This window comes from Paenarthrobacter sp. NPDC089307 (assembly GCF_040685055.1).
Classification (GTDB): Bacteria; Actinomycetota; Actinomycetes; order Actinomycetales; family Micrococcaceae; genus Arthrobacter.
In genome coordinates, this window is the sequence record NZ_JBFBHE010000001.1 from 815028 (window position 1) to 831103 (window position 16076).

The following is a 16076-nucleotide window of genomic DNA, read 5'->3' on the forward strand; positions in this document are numbered from 1 at the left end:
TTCAGTGGTTCTTTGGTGCCGGATTAGTTTTCGGAGTTCGACTGGTTGGCCGTACCGCCGCCACCAGCAACAGAACCGGCATGTGCCGAGATCTTGTCGAAGAAGCCGTATTCCAAGGCCTCGGTGGCCGTGAACCACTTATCGCGGTCATTGTCCTTGAGGATGGTCTCCACGGTCTGCCCGGTCTGCTCCGCAGTAAGTTCGGCCATGACCTTCTTCATGTGCAGGATCAGTTCTGCCTGGATCTTGATGTCCGAAGCCGTTCCACCGATACCGCCGGAGGGCTGGTGCATGAGGATACGCGCGTTGGGGGTCGCGTACCGCTTGCCCTTGGTGCCGGACGAAAGGAGGAACTGGCCCATGGATGCCGCGAGGCCGGTAGCTACGGTAACGACGTCGTTCGGGATGAACTGCATGGTGTCGTAGATGGCCATACCTGCGGTCACGGAACCACCCGGCGAGTTGATGTACAGGTAGATGTCCTTCTCCGGGTCTTCTGCCGAGAGAAGGAGGAGCTGGGAGCAAATGGCATTGGCGTTCTCGTCACGCACTTCAGAGCCGAGCCAGATAATGCGCTCTTTCAGCAGGCGGTTGTAGATGTAGTTGTCCTGGGCTGCGGGATCGACAGTTGCCATCCGGGGAGCCTCTGATTGCTGTGACATAAGTACTTACCTCTCGCTGGTGCCAGTGACCTCACTGAACTTCACTACTTGGACACTAACCGTTTTCCGGGGCGATTTGTTCGCCGGAATCGCACTGTTCGCTGACGGCGCACGTCTGCGCACGGCACCTGGGTCCGGCCTTAAAGAAAACCGACCCCGGATCACGTGATCCGGGGTCGGTTTGCGTTGTAAATCAGAACTTCACTGCTGCGGGGTCGTCGCTTGCAGCGGTCTCTGCTTCTTCCGATGCCTCGACAGCTGCAGCTTCGTCGGCTGCTGCTTCACCGGCAGGGCGGACGAAGTCCGTCAGGTCAACCTTGTTGCCCTCGGAGTCGACTACCTCGGCCTGGCCCAGCACAACTGCCAGGGCCTTGCGGCGGCGAACCTCGGAAACCATCATGGGAACTTGGCCGCTCTGATCAATGATCTGGGCGAACTGGTTGGGGTCCATGCCGTACTGGCTTGCGGTGGTGACGATGTAGTCGATCAGCTCGTTCTGGCTGACTTCCACTTCTTCCTTGTCTGCGATGGCATCAAGGATGATTTCGTTCTGGAAGGCACGCTCGGTGTTGGCCTTGACCTCGGCGCGGTGTTCCTCGGTGTCGTGGTCACCTTCGCCGTGGGCGTTCTCCGGGTTGAAGTGCGCCTCGAGCTGCTCTTCGACGACGGAGTCCGGAACCGGAACCTCAACGAGCTCAACAAGCTTGTCCAGGACCTTGTCGCGGGCCTCGACGCCCTGCTCCACAACCTTGGAGTCGGCAGCCTGCTTGGCGAGGTCCTCGCGGAGCTCGGCAAGGGTGTCGAACTCGGAAGCGAGCTGGGCAAAGTCGTCGTCGGCCTCGGGGAGTTCGCGCTCCTTGACGGCCTTGACTACAACCTTCACCTGGGCGGCTTCGCCGGCGTGGTCGCCACCAACCAGCGTGGTGTCGAAAATTGCTTCTTCGTCGGCGGACAGGCCGGTTACGGCCTCATCGAGGCCTTCAAGCATGGTTCCGGCGCCGACCTGGTAGGACAGGCCAGCAGCGGAGTCGATCTCTTCGCCGTCAATGGTGGCGGTGATGTCGATGGTGAGGAAGTCGTCGTTCTTGGCAGGACGCTCAACCGACTTCAACGTGCCGAAGCGGCCGCGCAGCTCGTCGAGGGACTTGTCGACGTCGGCGTCGGAGGACTCTGCGGCAGCAACCTCAACCTTGATGCCTGCGTAGTCCGGCAGTTCGATTTCGGGGCGGACGTCGATCTCCACCTGGAACTTCAGTTCGCCGTCGGTTGCGGAAGGATCCGGAACCTCGGTGATTTCAACCTCGGGACGGCTCAGGGGGCGGACACCCGTTTCCTGAACTGCAGCCTGGTACCAGCCATTGAGGCCATCGTTGATGGCAGTCTCCAGGACGTAGCCGCGGCCAACGCGCTGGTCGATGAGCTTGGAGGGAACTTTGCCCTTGCGGAATCCGGGAACCTGGATCTGCGAAGCAACGGTCTTGTACGCGGCATCGATGCTCGGCTTCAGTTCCTCAAAGGGAACCTCAACGTTGAGCTTGACCCGCGTTGCGGTGAGGTTCTCGACAGCGCTCTTCACAGTCTAAGTACTCCTGATTTTGTGGGTATGGGGTTCTGTCGTGTCCCGGAAACGGACACAAAACACAGAGTCGGGGTGACAGGATTTGAACCTGCGACTTCCTGCTCCCAAAGCAGGCGCTCTAGCCAAGCTGAGCTACACCCCGAATGCACAGGACAGTCTACGGGCAAGCGGGCCGAGATTGCACATTTGACACCGCCGCCGGAATTAGGTTTAGTTGTACCCGGCTTGAACAGCCGCCGGGAAGTTGTCCTGAAACAGGATGTTCCTCCTGGGGACGTAGCTTAATGGTAAAGCCTCAGTCTTCCAAACTGATTACGCGGGTTCGATTCCCGTCGTCCCCTCCACTGAAGGGCCCCGATCCACGGATCGGGGCCCTTCGTATTTCCGGTGGAAACCCCGGAAGCACCGGACATTTGCCTAAACCTGGCAGCCAGGACACCAATAGAGCTTGCGTGCGCCTACTTCCGTTACGCCCACCAACGTCCCGCAGGCGCGGCAGGGCAGCCCCTCGCGCTTATAGACAAAGTGGGCATCGGCGTCGGAGGCCAAGGCCGCACCGCCGCTCCAGAGGGACGGCGGCGTCGTAACAATCCGGCCATCCCGGACGCCGTCGGACATGGTCGCCACGGTGTCGTCCCACAAGCGGCCCGCCGTTTCCGTGTCGATGCCGCTGCCAGGAGTCCAAGGATCCACAGCCTGCCTGAACAGCACTTCGGCCCGGTAGATGTTGCCTACGCCGGCCAGCACGGACTGGTCCATCATCAACAGGCCGACGGCAGTCTTGCGGCGGCGGAGGCGGCGGATGAATTCCTCGCGGTCGCCGATCCTGTTATGGAGGGGATCCGGGCCCAGTCGATCCAGCACTGCATCTGCCTCTGCCGCCGTGATGGCTGCACAGGTAGTGGCGCCCCGGAGGTCGGCCCAGCCGTGGTCCGAGACAAGGCGGACACGGACGGCACCCACCGGCGCCGGCGGACCGGCGTACAACCCGTCCTCCTGGTCTGCGCCGATCTCCTTTTCGCCAATCCGGCGGGGAGCTCCAATGCTGGAGGCACCGGTAAAAGTACTGTCACCGCCAAAGCTCCAGGCGCCATAAAGCCCCAGATGGACATGAAGGAACAGCCCGTGGTCGAACCTGAGGAAGGACTGCTTCCCATGGGCGGTTGCTTCCACCATGGTGTGTCCGGTCAGCAGCCTTGCCCCGGCCAGAAAACGGCCCTGGGGGCTGGAAACCTCCAGTCGCTGTCCGCCGAAAACATCCTGAAACTGGCGTGCCAGCCTGTGGACCGAATGCCCCTCCGGCACTACTGGACGATTTCGCCGGTGGTTTCGTACACGGCGATCTTGCCGATGCGCCGGACGTGGCGCTCATCGTTGCTGAAGGGTTCCTGCAAGAAAGCTTCAATAAGCGCGGTGGCTTCTTCCACCGTGTGCTGGCGTCCTCCAACGGCTACCACGTTGGCGTCATTGTGTTCGCGGGCCAGCTTTGCGGTTGAGAGGTTCCAGACAAGTGCGGCGCGGACACCCTTCACCTTGTTGGCAGCAATCTGCTCGCCGTTTCCGGAACCGCCCAGGACGATGCCCAGGGCATGAACTCCTGCCTGCTGGTCGGCTACGACGGCAACGGCGGCGTTGATGCAGAACGACGGGTAGTCATCCAATGCGTCGTATTCCGTGGGCCCGTGGTCCACCACTTCATAGCCCTTCGCGGTCAGGTGGTTGACCAGGTGGGCGCTCAGTTCCATACCAGCGTGGTCCGTTGCGATGTGGACGCGGGGTGTAGTCACGGAAAGTCCATTTCTTTTCTGGCGCGTGGGGGCACTGGGCAGCAGCACAGTACCGCGGGGCGCGGCGTTGAGGGATGCGCTACTAGGTTACCGCTACCGGGATTGTTGGGCCTGACCGTCATCTTGGGCCCGATGCGCGGCCCTGTTGAGGATTCCGGCAAGTATGTCCGCAGAAGCCTGCGTGCCGGCGCTCAAGGCGACCCTGCCACCGTTGAGTTTCCTTACCACCACGGCTGGGCCACTTCCCACCAACATGGCGGTGGCGTCATCATGGTGCCGCAAACCCCAGCCGCCATAGTCGGCGGCCTTGACCTCCGCCGGAGCAGCGGCAGCGATCTCGACGGCGGGGACGGCCAGGACCCGCACGATGCCCCCCGCGAAGACCTGCAGGCCTCCCCTGTCAGCGCGGACCCTGGCAAAGAGGAACCCCGCGCCAACCAATGCTCCCACCGCTACCAAAGCCCCCAACCAAGGCACGGCAATGGCAATCAAGGCAGCAGGAAACACGGCCGAGACGATGATCATGACAAACACTGAACTGCGGGCATGCACCCACATTCTGAGACTGTCACGGGCAAGGTCCGGGTCCTCAAGGAGCCGCAGCTCTTCATGGAGGGCTACGTCATCTTCCCTGGTCCAGCGGGGGTCGGGCTTGAAAGCGAACATCATCACGACGCCAAGGGCCAAGGCGGCTCCGCTGCCCATGGCGAGCACGATCGGGTCAACATGGGACTCGCGGGCGTCGGCGACTCCACTCTGGCCCACGAGTCCGGCCGCCAGCACAGTGGTAATGAACAGGCTGACCATCAGGCCCACGCCCATCATCACCCGACGCATGATCACGGGGCGCGAAATGGAAACAGCCTGCAGGAACACCGCCCACCCGCAGAAGGCGATGAGGGCTGCGCCGCCTGCCACATAGGCGCCGAACGGCGCGAAGGACGTGCCGCCGTCGGAACTCCACATGACCGCCACGGGGTTGGGCAGATCGTTGCGCAGCATCTGGGCGCACACCACAAAGCCGATGGCGAGCAGCAGAGGAAAGGCCACCGCAAACCTCAAGGCGCGGAAGTCGACGTTTTCCCGGATCTTTCCCATGATCCAACGCTACTCCGTGGGAGCGACACTGTGGGGCGCGCTCCTTGCCTTCCGTCCTCGGAGTGAAAGAATGACTTCATACCAGCGGCCGGCGGACCGGCCGGTCATCCCGATCTCCGGAGGCACCACTTGCCAGGCCTGAACCTCACGCGCGATGAAGCCGCGAACCGCGCCGAACTGCTCACCGTCGACTCCTACGACGTCACGCTTGACCTGACGAAGGGCCCGGAAGTCTTCGGATCAACCACCGTGGTGAAGTTTTCTGCCGTAACGGGATCATCGACCTTCATTGATGCGATCACGCACACGGTGCACAGCGTGACACTCAACGGAACCCAACTCGATCCAGCGGAAGTGTCCGACGGTGTTCGTATCCAGCTGCCTGGGCTTGCCGCGGAGAACGAGCTCACGGTGGTGGCGGAGGCCCCCTACATGAACACCGGTGAAGGACTCCACCGGTTCGTGGATCCCGTGGATGGGGAGGCATACCTTTACACGCAGTTCGAGGTTCCTGACTCCCGCCGGATGTTCGCCGTTTTTGAGCAGCCCGATCTGAAGGCCAGCTTCACGTTCAGGGTCACGGCGCCGTCGCACTGGGACGTTGTGTCCAACTCCCCCACTCCGCTTCCCGTTGAGGCTCCGCCGGCTGAAGATGGCAGCGCCCGCTCCGTATGGGAATTCGCTCCCACACCCAGGATTTCCTCGTATGTCACCGCCCTGATTGCCGGGCCGTACCAGTCCGTGCGATCCGAGGTCACCAGTTCGGATGGCCGCGTGATCCCGCTGGGAGTGTTCGCGCGCAAGTCCCTGATGCAATACCTGGACGCCGGAAATATTTTTGAGCTCACCCGGCAGGGCTTTGAGTTCTTCGAGGCCCAGTTCGGCTGCCCGTACCCCTTTGAGAAGTACGACCAACTGTTCGTCCCGGAATTCAACGCCGGCGCCATGGAGAACGCCGGCGCCGTGACCATCCTGGAAGGGTACGTCTTCCGCGGCAAGGTCACGGGTGCGCAGATCGAACGGCGCGCTATCACCGTGCTTCACGAGCTCGCCCACATGTGGTTCGGAGACCTCGTCACCATGCGCTGGTGGAACGACCTCTGGCTTAATGAGTCCTTCGCAGAGTACATGTCCCACCTGGCCGCAGTGGAAAACACCGAATTCGACCGCGCCTGGACCACCTTTGCCTCCGTGGAGAAGTCCTGGGCCTACAAGCAGGACCAGCTTCCCACGACCCACCCGATCTTCGCCGAGATCAACAACCTTGAAGACGTCGAGGTCAACTTCGACGGCATCACCTATGCCAAAGGCGCCTCCGTCCTTCGCCAGCTGGTGGCATGGGTAGGCCCGGAGCAGTTCATGGCCGGTGTCCGGACCTACTTCAGCAAGCACGCCTGGAAAAACACCGAGCTTGCCGACCTCATGGTGGAACTGGAGGCTGCCTCGGGCCGGGACCTTGACCAGTGGGGCAAGCTGTGGCTTGAAACAGCCGGAGTGAACACCCTTTCACCGGAGTTGACTGTCGACGCGGATACCACTATTACCGGGTTCGCGATCCTGCAGACCGCGATCGAGGAGCAACCCACCCTGCGCCCGCACCGCCTCGCCGTCGGCTTCTACAGCCTCTCCGCCGATGGCACGCTGGAACGCACCCACCGCGAAGAACTCGACGTCGACGGCCCGCGCACAGAGGTCCCGGCCTTGGTCGGCCTCACCCGCCCGGACCTGATCCTGCTCAACGACGACGACCTCGCCTATGCCAAAGTCCGGCTGGACCCGCACTCCCTCGAAACCGCAAAGACCCACCTTAAGGACTTCGCCGCGAGCCTGCCGCGCACCTTGGTATGGGGTTCAGCATGGGATGCTGCCCGCGACGGCGAAACGCCCGCCCGCGGCTACGTTGACCTGATCCTGGCCAACATCGCCCACGAGACAGACTCGTCGGTCATCCTTGTCCAGCTCCGCCAGCTCGCAACCACCTTGACCTACTACGTTGCGGCCGAGCACAAGATGGACACCACAATGGCAGCTGCTGACAGGCTGTGGGACCTTGCCTCCACGGTCGAGCCGGGCTCGGACGCCCAGTTGCAGTTCGCGAAGTCCTACGCACAGCTCGCCCGCAGTGCTGCGCAGTTCGACCGCCTGCAGGCGCTGCTGGACGGAACGGACACCCTCAACGGCCTCACGGTAGACCAGGACATGCGGTGGGAGCTCCTGACAGCCCTCGTTGCCGGGGGACGCGAGGGCCAGGACCGGATTGACGCCGAGCTCGCGCGGGACAACACCTCCACCGGGCAGAACGCCGCGGCGCAGGCCAAGGCTGCCATCCCGACGGCCGAAGCCAAAGCCGCGGCCTGGGAGTCGATCGTGGTCAAGGGGGAACTCTCCAACGCCTTGCAGGCATCAGCCGTGGCCGGCTTCATGAGGGTGCCCGACACCAGCTTGCTGGAACCCTACGCGGAGAAGTACTTCCAGGCCGTGCCGGGGATAGTCAAGGACCGCACACACGCCCTTGCCCAGCAGATCGTGGTGGGCCTCTACCCGGCCCAACTCACCACGCAGGCCACGGTGGACCGTACGGACGAATTCCTGGCGGGACTTCCGGAAGAAAGCGCAGCACTGCGCCGCATGATGCTGGAAAACCGCGACGGCGTCGCCCGCGCCCTTCGCGCACGGGCAGCCGACATCTAAGCCGCAACAGGACCCGTGCGGACAGTCCCTGGCCTGGGCCTGAACACCTCTGGCTAAACTGTCCGCATGGCCCTCAACGAACACCACTACGCGCTGACTGTCCGCTGGACTGGAAACCTCGGGGAGGGCACAGCCGGATACCGTGCGTATTCGCGGGACCATGACGTCGAAATCCCCGGCCTCCCCACCTTGGAGGGTTCAGCGGACCCGACGTTCCATGGAGACCGCACCCGCTACAACCCTGAGCAGCTGTTGCTGGCTGCACTCTCCCAATGCCACATGCTCTCTTTCCTCCACGTCGCCGTGAAGCACGGGGTGGTGGTGACGGAGTACGAGGACAACGCCGAAGGCCTCATGAAGCTCAACCGGGACGGCAGCGGGCAATTCGAAAGCGTGACGCTCAAACCGCGCGTCACCATTGTTGATCCCGCCCACGAGTCTTTGATGCCGCAGCTGCATCATGAAGCCAACCAGGTCTGTTTCATCGCCAGAAGCGTCAACTTCCCCGTTCACCACGAACCAATCACGACGGCGGCAGTGGCCTAACGCTGCTGCTCACGCCAAAGAGCCACGAGCCGTTGCTCTGTTTCCCGGTCCAGGCCCGCCTTCCGGGGCCTGTCCAATCCCCGGATACGCTCATCCTCCAGTGTGGCCGCCAGGGTTTCGTGCTAAGGCCGCAATAGCATGCCAAGGCTCCGGGCCGCCCTGTTGGAGCGCGCCTGGAAACCGGCATGGTCAGGCGGCAGCCACAGCGGCAAGGAATCCGGTCCGGACCAGTACTCCACGCCCTGGTCCGCGAGCCAGCCCGCATCGGGACGGGTGATGATCGATTCCTCCCATCCTGACGCTGCCTGGCATTCGTCGATGTAGTCCCCGAACCTCACAACATCTCCCACCGCGTTGTAGGCGCCCGTCACGCCATCCTCGGCTGCCTGGAGTATCCACGCCGCCACGTCCCGTACATCGATGACCTGGGTGGCCGCATCAGCGATGGCCGGCACCAGGACCTCGCCGCTTTGGAGAGCGAAACGAGCCGGCCAATAGCCGTAACGGTCGCTGCCGTCGCCTGGGCCGCCAATCAGTCCTGCCCGAACCACATGCGCCTTCTCCCCCACCAAAGCCATGGTCTGTTGCTCGATGGCAGACTTCGACTCCCCGTACGTTTCCGGGGTGCCGGCCTGCCCTGGGGGCAAAGGATCCAGAAGGTCAGCACCCTCATCGGCGCCGGGGGTCGAAGGATCCGAATATACGGAGCAACTTGAAACGAACGTCCAATGCTTGGCAGCGGATCCAAGTGCTTCCAACGCAGCCAGCGCCTGCACGGGGTCCCTGGAGACATCCACCACCGCGTCCCAGTCGCCGCGGACGTCCTTGAAGGCCGCCGCTCCCAAGGTGCGGTCGCCCCTTACCCAGGTGGCGCCGTCGGGCGGGTCCGCCGAAGTACCCCGGGCAAAACAGGTGACGTGATGCCCGGCGGCAATGGCCTGCCGGGCGATCTCTGCCGACAGGAAGGCGGTACCACCGAGGACCAGGATGCGCATACCGACACGCTACGGCGATAGGGTTAAACGTGGACAGAGTGTTCCGCGCCCGGCGAACACGGGCCGACCACAAGGAGTTATTCCACTTTGACCTTTATCCCCCTTGCGGAAGCCATCAACATCGAACCTGAAAAGATCGACCTCGTCTCGATCCTCATCACCATGGGCGTTGGCCTGGCTGTGTGGATCGTGGCACGGTTCATCATCCTGCGGATTACGCGGCGTGTTTCCGCGGGCAGCTCCTTCTTCAAGAAGCCGCACTTCAAATGGGTGCAACCTGCCATCCGCGCGCTGGACCACGAACGCCGCTCGCAACGCGCCGAAACCATCGGCTCGCTGCTGACGAGCCTGGTGAGCGTCATCGTGGTGGTGATCGTGATCATCTACGTCCTCAAATTCATGAACGTGGACGTTGCACCATTGCTGACCAGCGTCGGCATCCTGGGTGTCGCCATAGGTTTCGGCGCCCAGCAGCTGATACGCGACTTCCTCGCAGGTATTTTCATCACCATCGAAGACCAGTACGGGATCGGGGACGTGATCGTCACCAGTGAAGTGATTGGTACCGTGGAGTCGGTGGGCCTGCGCATCACGCGCGTCCGTGCCGAAGATGGCGCCATCTGGTACCTGCGGAACGGCGAAATCCTGCGGGTTGGAAACCGTTCCCAAGGAGACTACGTACCGCTGGAGTCACCCGATACCGGCAACGAACCAGGTGCCTCAGCCGCGCCTGTCACAGCCGGCGCGCCGCGCGTCGCCAAAGCCGAGGAGAAGTCCAATGAATAACACCCCGGGCGGAGAACCCCAGTCACTGCCGGCAGGTCCCCGGCGCCAGTTGATGCAGAACGATCCCTTCAGCCAGCCGGCCTACACGGACAGCTTCTACGCCGCAGTCGGCGGACACGAGACGTTCGTGAAGCTCATCGATGTGTTCTACGACGGCGTGGCAACCGATCCGCTGCTGCGTCCGATGTACCCGGAAGAGGATCTTGGCCCCGCAAAGCGCCGCTTCCTCATGTTCCTGGAGCAGTATTGGGGAGGCCCCACCACCTACGGCGAAGAGCGCGGCCACCCTCGCCTGCGCATGCGCCACATGCCCTTCCAGGTGACCCCGGAGGCCAAGGACCGGTGGCTGTTCCACATGCGCACAGCCGTGGACTCACTGGGACTGTCCCCGTTGCATGAGGGGACGCTGTGGGACTACATGGAACGGGCAGCCCTGACCATGGTCAACAGCCCCTCCACGGGGCCCCGGAACTAACCCGGGAAACCGAGCCCAAGCCCCGCGCCCGTGCGTACCAGCACGTGGCCGCGGGGTCCGCTCAACCGGTACCATCGGCCGTTCCGGAAGAGCTGTTGGGCGTCGTCACCCAGGAATCCGAGGGCGAAAGCCGCAAACGCAGCACCGGCTGGGAGTTCGCCCTCCCCCGCCAGTTCCCTGCCCCACACGGCGGCCCTTGCGGTGTTGACCACGGCAGCGCCCGCCGAGGTCGGAATAACGCCGGCCACCTCCGCAATTCCGGCTTCCGCCGCTGCCTTGAGGTCGGCGTCGGGTATTGTTCCCTGCGGCTCCCAGCCGCTTCGAGGTGCGCCCACTCCGGCCCAGGATTCAGAAACGGTCGACGGCGGGATGGGCAGTTCCACGTCATCGGCACCTGAGCGTGCCAAGCGGTCAGTGACGGATGCCAGCGTCACAGTCACATCGGCGTGCGCCGGCTCCGCCAGGGCAATGGTGCGCAGGCCAAGGATGGTGGGGGTTGATTCGCCGAGTATCCGCGGCCTGAGAACGCACACGTATGCGGCCAGCACGTTACCGGCAGCCTGGAGGCGAATGGCGCCGTCGTCAATGCTTTTCGCCCGGTTGGCGAAGGTCCGCAGGTCGGCAAGGTCCCGGGGATCGGCGAAGCGGAAGGACTGGGTCAGCACGTCTGTCACATCATCGACTCTACCGGCATGTCTCCGGTTGAGAGGGGTCCGGGCGGCGTCTAAAGTCGAACCATGACTGAGACGAACACTGGCCTCCAGGTGGAAGCACCCACAGAAGACCCCACGGAAGTGCTGATCGGCCTGCTGGACCTCGGTGACTTCGACGGAGCACGGACCAACGAGGACATCTTCCTGGGCCCGTCGCAGAAACAGCCACGGCACCGCGTTTTTGGCGGACAGGTCCTGGCCCAGTCAATGATGGCCGGAATGCGCACCGTGGAACCGGACAGGGTGGCACATTCCATGCACGGCTACTTCCTGCGTCCCGGCGATGCCAACAAGCCCATTACCTTCGGCGTGGAAAGGCTGCGCGATGGCCGGTCCTTCTCCGCCCGGCGCGTCCACGCCTACCAGGACGGCGTCCCGATCCTTTCCATGATCGCCTCGTTCCAGGTGGGAGATGACGGCCTGGACCATCAGGCAACCATGCCCGAAGGCATTCCGGACCCTGAAACGCTGCCCAGCACTGCGGAGCTGTTGTCCCACTTCGACCACCCTTTGGCACGGCATATGTCCTCGGAGCGGCCCTTCGACGTCCGTCACATCGACCCCGCACTTTACGTTTCGCCACCAACTGAGCACGTGGCCACCAACGCGGTATGGATGAAAACCATGGGCCCCCTGCCGGATGACCCCAAGCTGCACATCGCCGCCCTGGCGTACGCCAGCGACTACACGCTGCTCGAACCCATCCTCCGCAAGCACGGCCTCTCCTGGATGACCCCCGGCATGAGCGTAGCCAGCCTCGACCACGCCATGTGGTGGCACCGGCCCGTCAAGGTGGACGAGTGGATGCTGTACGTCCAGGAGTCCCCAAGCGCCCAGGGAGCACGCGGGCTGGCCACGGGCAGGATCTTCAACCGCGAGGGCCTGCACGTTGCGACCGTGGCGCAAGAAGGCATGGTGAGGATTCCCTAGGGCGCGGGCGCCTGAACGTGGAAAGGCCGGTCCCATGGGACCGGCCTTTCTACGTTCTTACCTCCCGGGGGCGGTAATTAGTCGCGGGTGAGACGACGGTGGGTTACACGGTGCGGCTTGGCAGCATCGGGGCCCAAGCGCTCCACCTTGTTCTCCTCATACGAGTCGAAGTTGCCCTCGAACCAGTACCACTTGGACGGGTTCTCGTCGTCACCTTCGTAGGCAAGGATGTGCGTGGCAACCCTGTCCAGGAACCATCGGTCGTGGGAAACCACCACGGCGCAGCCCGGGAATTCGAGAAGGGCGTTCTCAAGGCTGCTTAGGGTTTCGACGTCGAGGTCGTTGGTGGGTTCGTCGAGGAGAAGGAGGTTGCCACCCTGCTTCAGCGTCAGCGCCAGGTTGAGGCGGTTGCGCTCACCACCGGAGAGGACGCCGGCCTTCTTCTGCTGGTCCGGTCCCTTGAAACCGAACGCCGAAACGTACGCACGCGACGGCATTTCGACCTGGCCGACCTGTATGAAGTCGTGGCCTTCCGAAACAACCTCCCAGAGGGACTTGTTGGGGTCGATGCCACCGCGGGACTGGTCAACGTAGGAGATCTTCACGGACTCCCCGACCTTGAGCTCACCGCCGTCCAAAGGCTCCATGCCCACGATTGTCTTGAACAGCGTGGACTTGCCCACGCCGTTGGGTCCGATAACGCCGACAATGCCGTTGCGCGGCAGGGAGAAGGACAGGTCTTCGATCAAAACGCGGTCATCGAAGCCCTTCTTCAGGTCCTTGGCCTCGATCACCAGGGATCCCAAGCGCGGTCCCGGCGGAATCTGGATCTCTTCGAAGTCAAGCTTGCGGGTACGCTCGGCCTCCGCAGCCATTTCCTCGTAGCGGGCCAGACGGGCCTTGGACTTGGTCTGGCGGCCCTTGGCGTTGGAGCGCACCCACTCAAGTTCTTCGCTGAGGCGCTTGGAAAGCTTGGCGTCCTTCTTGCCCTGGACCTCAAGGCGTGCCTTCTTCTTCTCCAAGTACGTGGAGTAGTTGCCCTCGTACGGGTAGAGGTGGCCACGGTCCACTTCTGCGATCCATTCAGCCACGTGATCCAGGAAGTAACGGTCGTGGGTGACGGCGAGGACAGCGCCGGGGTACTGGGAGAGGTGCTGCTCAAGCCACAGCACGCTTTCGGCGTCCAGGTGGTTGGTGGGCTCATCGAGGAGCAGGAGGTCGGGCTTTTGCAGCAGGAGTTTGCACAGCGCTACGCGGCGACGCTCACCACCTGAAAGAACCGTGACGTCTGCATCTGCAGGCGGGCAACGCAGTGCGTCCATGGCCTGTTCGAGCTGGGAATCGATATCCCAGGCATCAGCAGCATCGATGGCTTCCTGAAGCTTGCCCATCTCATCCAGGAGAGTGTCGTAGTCCGCGTCAGGGTTGGCCATCTCTTCGGAGATTTCGTTGAAACGCTGGATCTTGCCGTAGATCTCGCCAACGCCTTCCTGGACGTTGCCCAGAACGGTCTTTTCCTCGTTCAGCGGCGGTTCCTGCAGGAGGATACCTACTGTGTAGCCGGGGCTCAGGCGGGCTTCGCCGTTGGAAGGGGTGTCCAGGCCGGCCATGATCTTCAGGATGGTGGACTTGCCAGCACCATTCGGTCCCACGACGCCGATCTTCGCGCCAGGGTAGAACGACATGCTGACATCGTCCAGAATAAGTTTGTCGCCAACGGCTTTGCGAGCCTTGGTCATCGTGTAAATGAATTCCGCCATGCCCTTAAATCTAATGGGTAGGCGGACTTAACTCACATTCGCGGCCCACGGCAGAGCTAGCGGGAGTCTCCTACGAAGCATTTCCCGGTTGACAGGGCGGGCAGAACCCTGACAACGACCCCACCGTCACGTATCTGGCCCATGATGCAGGATTTCCCGGACAGGGCGGCCGCCTCCATGGCGTCAACGTCCAAGCCGGTCGGCGTGCGGCTGACGGAGACTTCGATATTTTCCTGGGGTATTCCGGCAGATGCCAACGCCGCACGGAGGGCTTGCCTATCCGGCTTGGGGTTACCGGCCACAAGAGTCTTCAGCGTGGACTCAACGGCCGAAGCCGTTGCCGACACGGCGGGATCAGCACTGGTGGAGGGGCTCCCGGCTGCGCTTGCTGGCGGATTGGAAGGGCTGGCGGCCGGGGTTGACGTGCCTGCCGCCGGCGTCGTTGGAGGAGTGGACGCCGCTGTACAGCCTGTCATCATGACGGCGGCGGCGATCATCAGCGACCACCCTGCCAGGCGGACATTGGTGGTGGATGCCTTTGCCGGCCTGCCGTGTTTCGATGCGGTTCCCCTGCTTATCACCTAGCCATTGTGCCATTCACACGTGGTTGCCACCGGCGTATCGTGTGCATCGGAGGGTTTCCGAACCGCCGGAACAGGTATGGGAGTACACGCCATGAGTGGACAGGCCCCGGATGCCGTTGCGTCAACCACCATCGGGGCACCCCCGGAAAAAGTCTGGGAAGCCCTGACCGATCCAGCCCTGATAAAGCAGTACTTCCTGGGGACCAATGTCACCACCACCTGGCGCGTGGGTGACCAGATCACCTACTCGGGCGAATATAAAGGCAAGGCCTACAAAGACAAGGGAACGATCCTGGTCTTCGATCCACCTGCCAGGCTCAAAACGACCCATTTCAGCCCTGCCTCAGGGCTTCCGGACCTGCCGGAAAACCACCACACGGTGGAATACCTCCTGGCCGGGGATCCCACCGGAACCACCGTGACCATAACCCAGGGAAACAACTCCAGTGAAGAAGAAGTTGCCTCTTCCACCTCCACGTGGGAACTGGTACTCGGCAACCTGAAGGAGTTCCTGGAGTCATAGCCATAAAAAACGCCCTCCCTGGACGTTGGTCCAAGGAGGGTGAATTGGTGCCCCAGGAGGGAATCGAACCCCCGACCGGCGGATTAGAAGGCCGCTGCTCTATCCCCTGAGCTACTGGGGCGCGCTGGATCGATGACCACGTGGGCCGCTCGCGCCACAAAGAGTTTACATGCGATCGCCGGGTCCCCTGCCATCTCCACGCTGACTGCCTCTATTCCTCAACAACCGCCCTTTGGCTGAAGTTATACACATAGCCAAGGACAGGACTCCCATGGCCAACGTCCCTCGATGAAGCTGAAGGGGCCGGACAGGCACTTCCCTACATCGTGAAGGACCACCAATGAACGACATGATCACCGTCAGGGGCTTCGTGGCCTCGGACGTGAAGAGTTCCACCACTGCCCGTGGCACAGCGACTGCGTCATTCCGCCTCGGAACAACTGAACGGCGCTACGACCGCGCCAGCAATACCTGGGTGGACGGCAACACCAACTGGTATACGGTGCAGTCGTTTCGGTACCTTGCCGGACATGTTGGCTGCAGCGTCAAGAAAGGGCAGCGGGTCCTGGTGTCAGGGAAGCTACGGTTGAGGCAGTGGGAGCACGAGGGCCGCGTGTACCACGTGGCGGAAATCGATGCCGAATCCGTCGGGCATGACCTGATGTGGGGCTCTGCCAACTTCACACGCATGAACGGAGCTTCGGCGGCGCCCGTGGAGGCTGCTCCCTCGGTGGAGGAACAAAGCGGTCCGCCAGGTGAAAGCGACTGGGATGCCGATGACCAGGACGGGGTCCCCCCGGAAGATGTAACCATTCCGGCCACGCTGGATGATGCTGACGGCAGCAGTTCCGTTCTGGTAAATACCTCCACTGGCGAGCTGGTGGGTGCCGGGGCTTGAACGATCCCCTGGCATCCCCGTGCTGCTGATGGATGCCGGGGCGTTTCGG

At 62.7% G+C, this 16076-nt stretch carries 15 protein-coding genes, 3 tRNA genes and 1 pseudogene; 9 read left to right on the top strand and 10 right to left on the bottom strand.

Annotation, left to right across the window (positions count from 1 at the left end):
* Positions 1-23 precede the first annotated feature (23 nt).
* The 3 genes from AB0N72_RS03715 to AB0N72_RS03725 all read right to left on the bottom strand — a co-directional run bounded on the left by AB0N72_RS03715 (position 24) and on the right by AB0N72_RS03725 (position 2383).
* Complete coding sequence (locus AB0N72_RS03715) at positions 24-635, bottom strand: ATP-dependent Clp protease proteolytic subunit (protein WP_315973345.1); 612 nt, start codon at positions 633-635, stop codon at positions 24-26.
* A gap of 220 nt (positions 636-855) precedes the next feature.
* Positions 856-2238 carry a trigger factor gene (gene tig, locus AB0N72_RS03720; protein WP_363931715.1) on the bottom strand — a complete coding sequence of 461 codons (1383 nt, stop codon included), beginning with the start codon at positions 2236-2238 and terminating at the stop codon, positions 856-858.
* Positions 2239-2308: 70 nt separating this feature from the next.
* Positions 2309-2383: transfer RNA gene (locus tag AB0N72_RS03725), tRNA-Pro, on the bottom strand.
* A 128-nt stretch (positions 2384-2511) separates the two neighbouring features.
* Here AB0N72_RS03725 and AB0N72_RS03730 point away from each other — a divergent pair.
* Positions 2512-2585, top strand: a tRNA-Gly gene (locus tag AB0N72_RS03730).
* Positions 2586-2658: 73 nt separating this feature from the next.
* Here the strand turns inward: AB0N72_RS03730 and AB0N72_RS03735 are convergent.
* The 3 genes from AB0N72_RS03735 to AB0N72_RS03745 all read right to left on the bottom strand — a co-directional run bounded on the left by AB0N72_RS03735 (position 2659) and on the right by AB0N72_RS03745 (position 5126).
* A complete protein-coding gene (locus AB0N72_RS03735) occupies positions 2659-3546 on the bottom strand; it encodes a DNA-formamidopyrimidine glycosylase family protein (protein ID WP_363931714.1) in 888 nt (295 codons plus the stop codon).
* The gene (locus AB0N72_RS03740) at positions 3546-4028 is read right to left on the bottom strand and encodes a ribose-5-phosphate isomerase (protein ID WP_363931713.1); all 483 of its coding nucleotides are present in this window, start codon (positions 4026-4028) and stop codon (positions 3546-3548) included. Before AB0N72_RS03740 ends, AB0N72_RS03735 begins: the two co-directional genes overlap by 1 nt.
* A 93-nt stretch (positions 4029-4121) precedes the next feature.
* A complete protein-coding gene (locus AB0N72_RS03745; RefSeq protein ID WP_363931712.1) occupies positions 4122-5126 on the bottom strand; it encodes a hypothetical protein in 1005 nt (334 codons plus the stop codon).
* Between the two features lie 129 nt (positions 5127-5255).
* Here AB0N72_RS03745 and pepN point away from each other — a divergent pair, with 129 nt between their 5' ends.
* On the top strand, positions 5256-7817 hold the full coding sequence (gene pepN, locus AB0N72_RS03750; RefSeq protein WP_363931711.1) for an aminopeptidase N: 2562 nt from the start codon (positions 5256-5258) through the stop codon (positions 7815-7817).
* A gap of 66 nt (positions 7818-7883) precedes the next feature.
* Complete coding sequence (locus tag AB0N72_RS03755; RefSeq protein WP_363931710.1) at positions 7884-8363, top strand: OsmC family protein; 480 nt, start codon at positions 7884-7886, stop codon at positions 8361-8363.
* On the opposite strand, the pseudogene AB0N72_RS03760 reads toward AB0N72_RS03755, so the two are convergent.
* A pseudogene (locus AB0N72_RS03760) lies at positions 8360-9358 on the bottom strand (NAD-dependent epimerase/dehydratase family protein). The gene AB0N72_RS03755 and the pseudogene AB0N72_RS03760 sit on opposite strands and share 4 nt — an antisense overlap.
* An 87-nt stretch (positions 9359-9445) precedes the next feature.
* Between AB0N72_RS03760 and AB0N72_RS03765 the strand changes: the two are divergent.
* Both AB0N72_RS03765 and AB0N72_RS03770 read left to right on the top strand, forming a co-directional pair.
* Entirely contained in the window at positions 9446-10144 is a 699-nt protein-coding gene (locus tag AB0N72_RS03765; protein WP_363931709.1) for a mechanosensitive ion channel domain-containing protein, read from the top strand.
* A complete protein-coding gene (locus AB0N72_RS03770; protein ID WP_363931708.1) occupies positions 10137-10619 on the top strand; it encodes a globin in 483 nt (160 codons plus the stop codon). The genes AB0N72_RS03765 and AB0N72_RS03770 overlap by 8 nt, the downstream gene beginning before the upstream one ends.
* Here the strand turns inward: AB0N72_RS03770 and AB0N72_RS03775 are convergent.
* Positions 10616-11293, bottom strand: a complete 678-nt coding sequence (locus AB0N72_RS03775) for a hypothetical protein (protein WP_363931707.1) — start codon at positions 11291-11293, stop codon at positions 10616-10618. The two genes, AB0N72_RS03770 and AB0N72_RS03775, sit on opposite strands and share 4 nt — an antisense overlap.
* A gap of 63 nt (positions 11294-11356) precedes the next feature.
* Here AB0N72_RS03775 and AB0N72_RS03780 point away from each other — a divergent pair, with 63 nt between their 5' ends.
* Complete coding sequence (locus AB0N72_RS03780; RefSeq protein ID WP_363931706.1) at positions 11357-12262, top strand: acyl-CoA thioesterase II; 906 nt, start codon at positions 11357-11359, stop codon at positions 12260-12262.
* Between the two features lie 77 nt (positions 12263-12339).
* On the opposite strand, the gene ettA is transcribed toward AB0N72_RS03780, so the two are convergent.
* Positions 12340-14022 (bottom strand): energy-dependent translational throttle protein EttA, encoded by a 1683-nt coding sequence (gene ettA, locus AB0N72_RS03785; RefSeq protein WP_363931705.1) that lies wholly within the window; start codon positions 14020-14022, stop codon positions 12340-12342.
* A gap of 315 nt (positions 14023-14337) precedes the next feature.
* On the opposite strand from ettA, the gene AB0N72_RS03790 reads away from it, so the two are divergent.
* Together AB0N72_RS03790 and AB0N72_RS03795 are read left to right on the top strand one after the other, a co-directional pair.
* On the top strand, positions 14338-14607 hold the full coding sequence (locus AB0N72_RS03790; protein WP_364081173.1) for a hypothetical protein: 270 nt from the start codon (positions 14338-14340) through the stop codon (positions 14605-14607).
* 90 nt (positions 14608-14697) lie between these two features.
* Entirely contained in the window at positions 14698-15129 is a 432-nt protein-coding gene (locus AB0N72_RS03795) for an SRPBCC domain-containing protein (protein WP_363931703.1), read from the top strand.
* Between the two features lie 45 nt (positions 15130-15174).
* On the opposite strand, the gene AB0N72_RS03800 is transcribed toward AB0N72_RS03795, so the two are convergent.
* A tRNA-Arg gene (locus AB0N72_RS03800) sits at positions 15175-15250 on the bottom strand.
* Positions 15251-15469: 219 nt separating this feature from the next.
* Between AB0N72_RS03800 and ssb the strand changes: the two genes are divergently transcribed.
* Positions 15470-16027 (top strand): single-stranded DNA-binding protein, encoded by a 558-nt coding sequence (gene ssb, locus AB0N72_RS03805; RefSeq protein ID WP_363931702.1) that lies wholly within the window; start codon positions 15470-15472, stop codon positions 16025-16027.
* Positions 16028-16076: the final 49 nt, after the last annotated feature.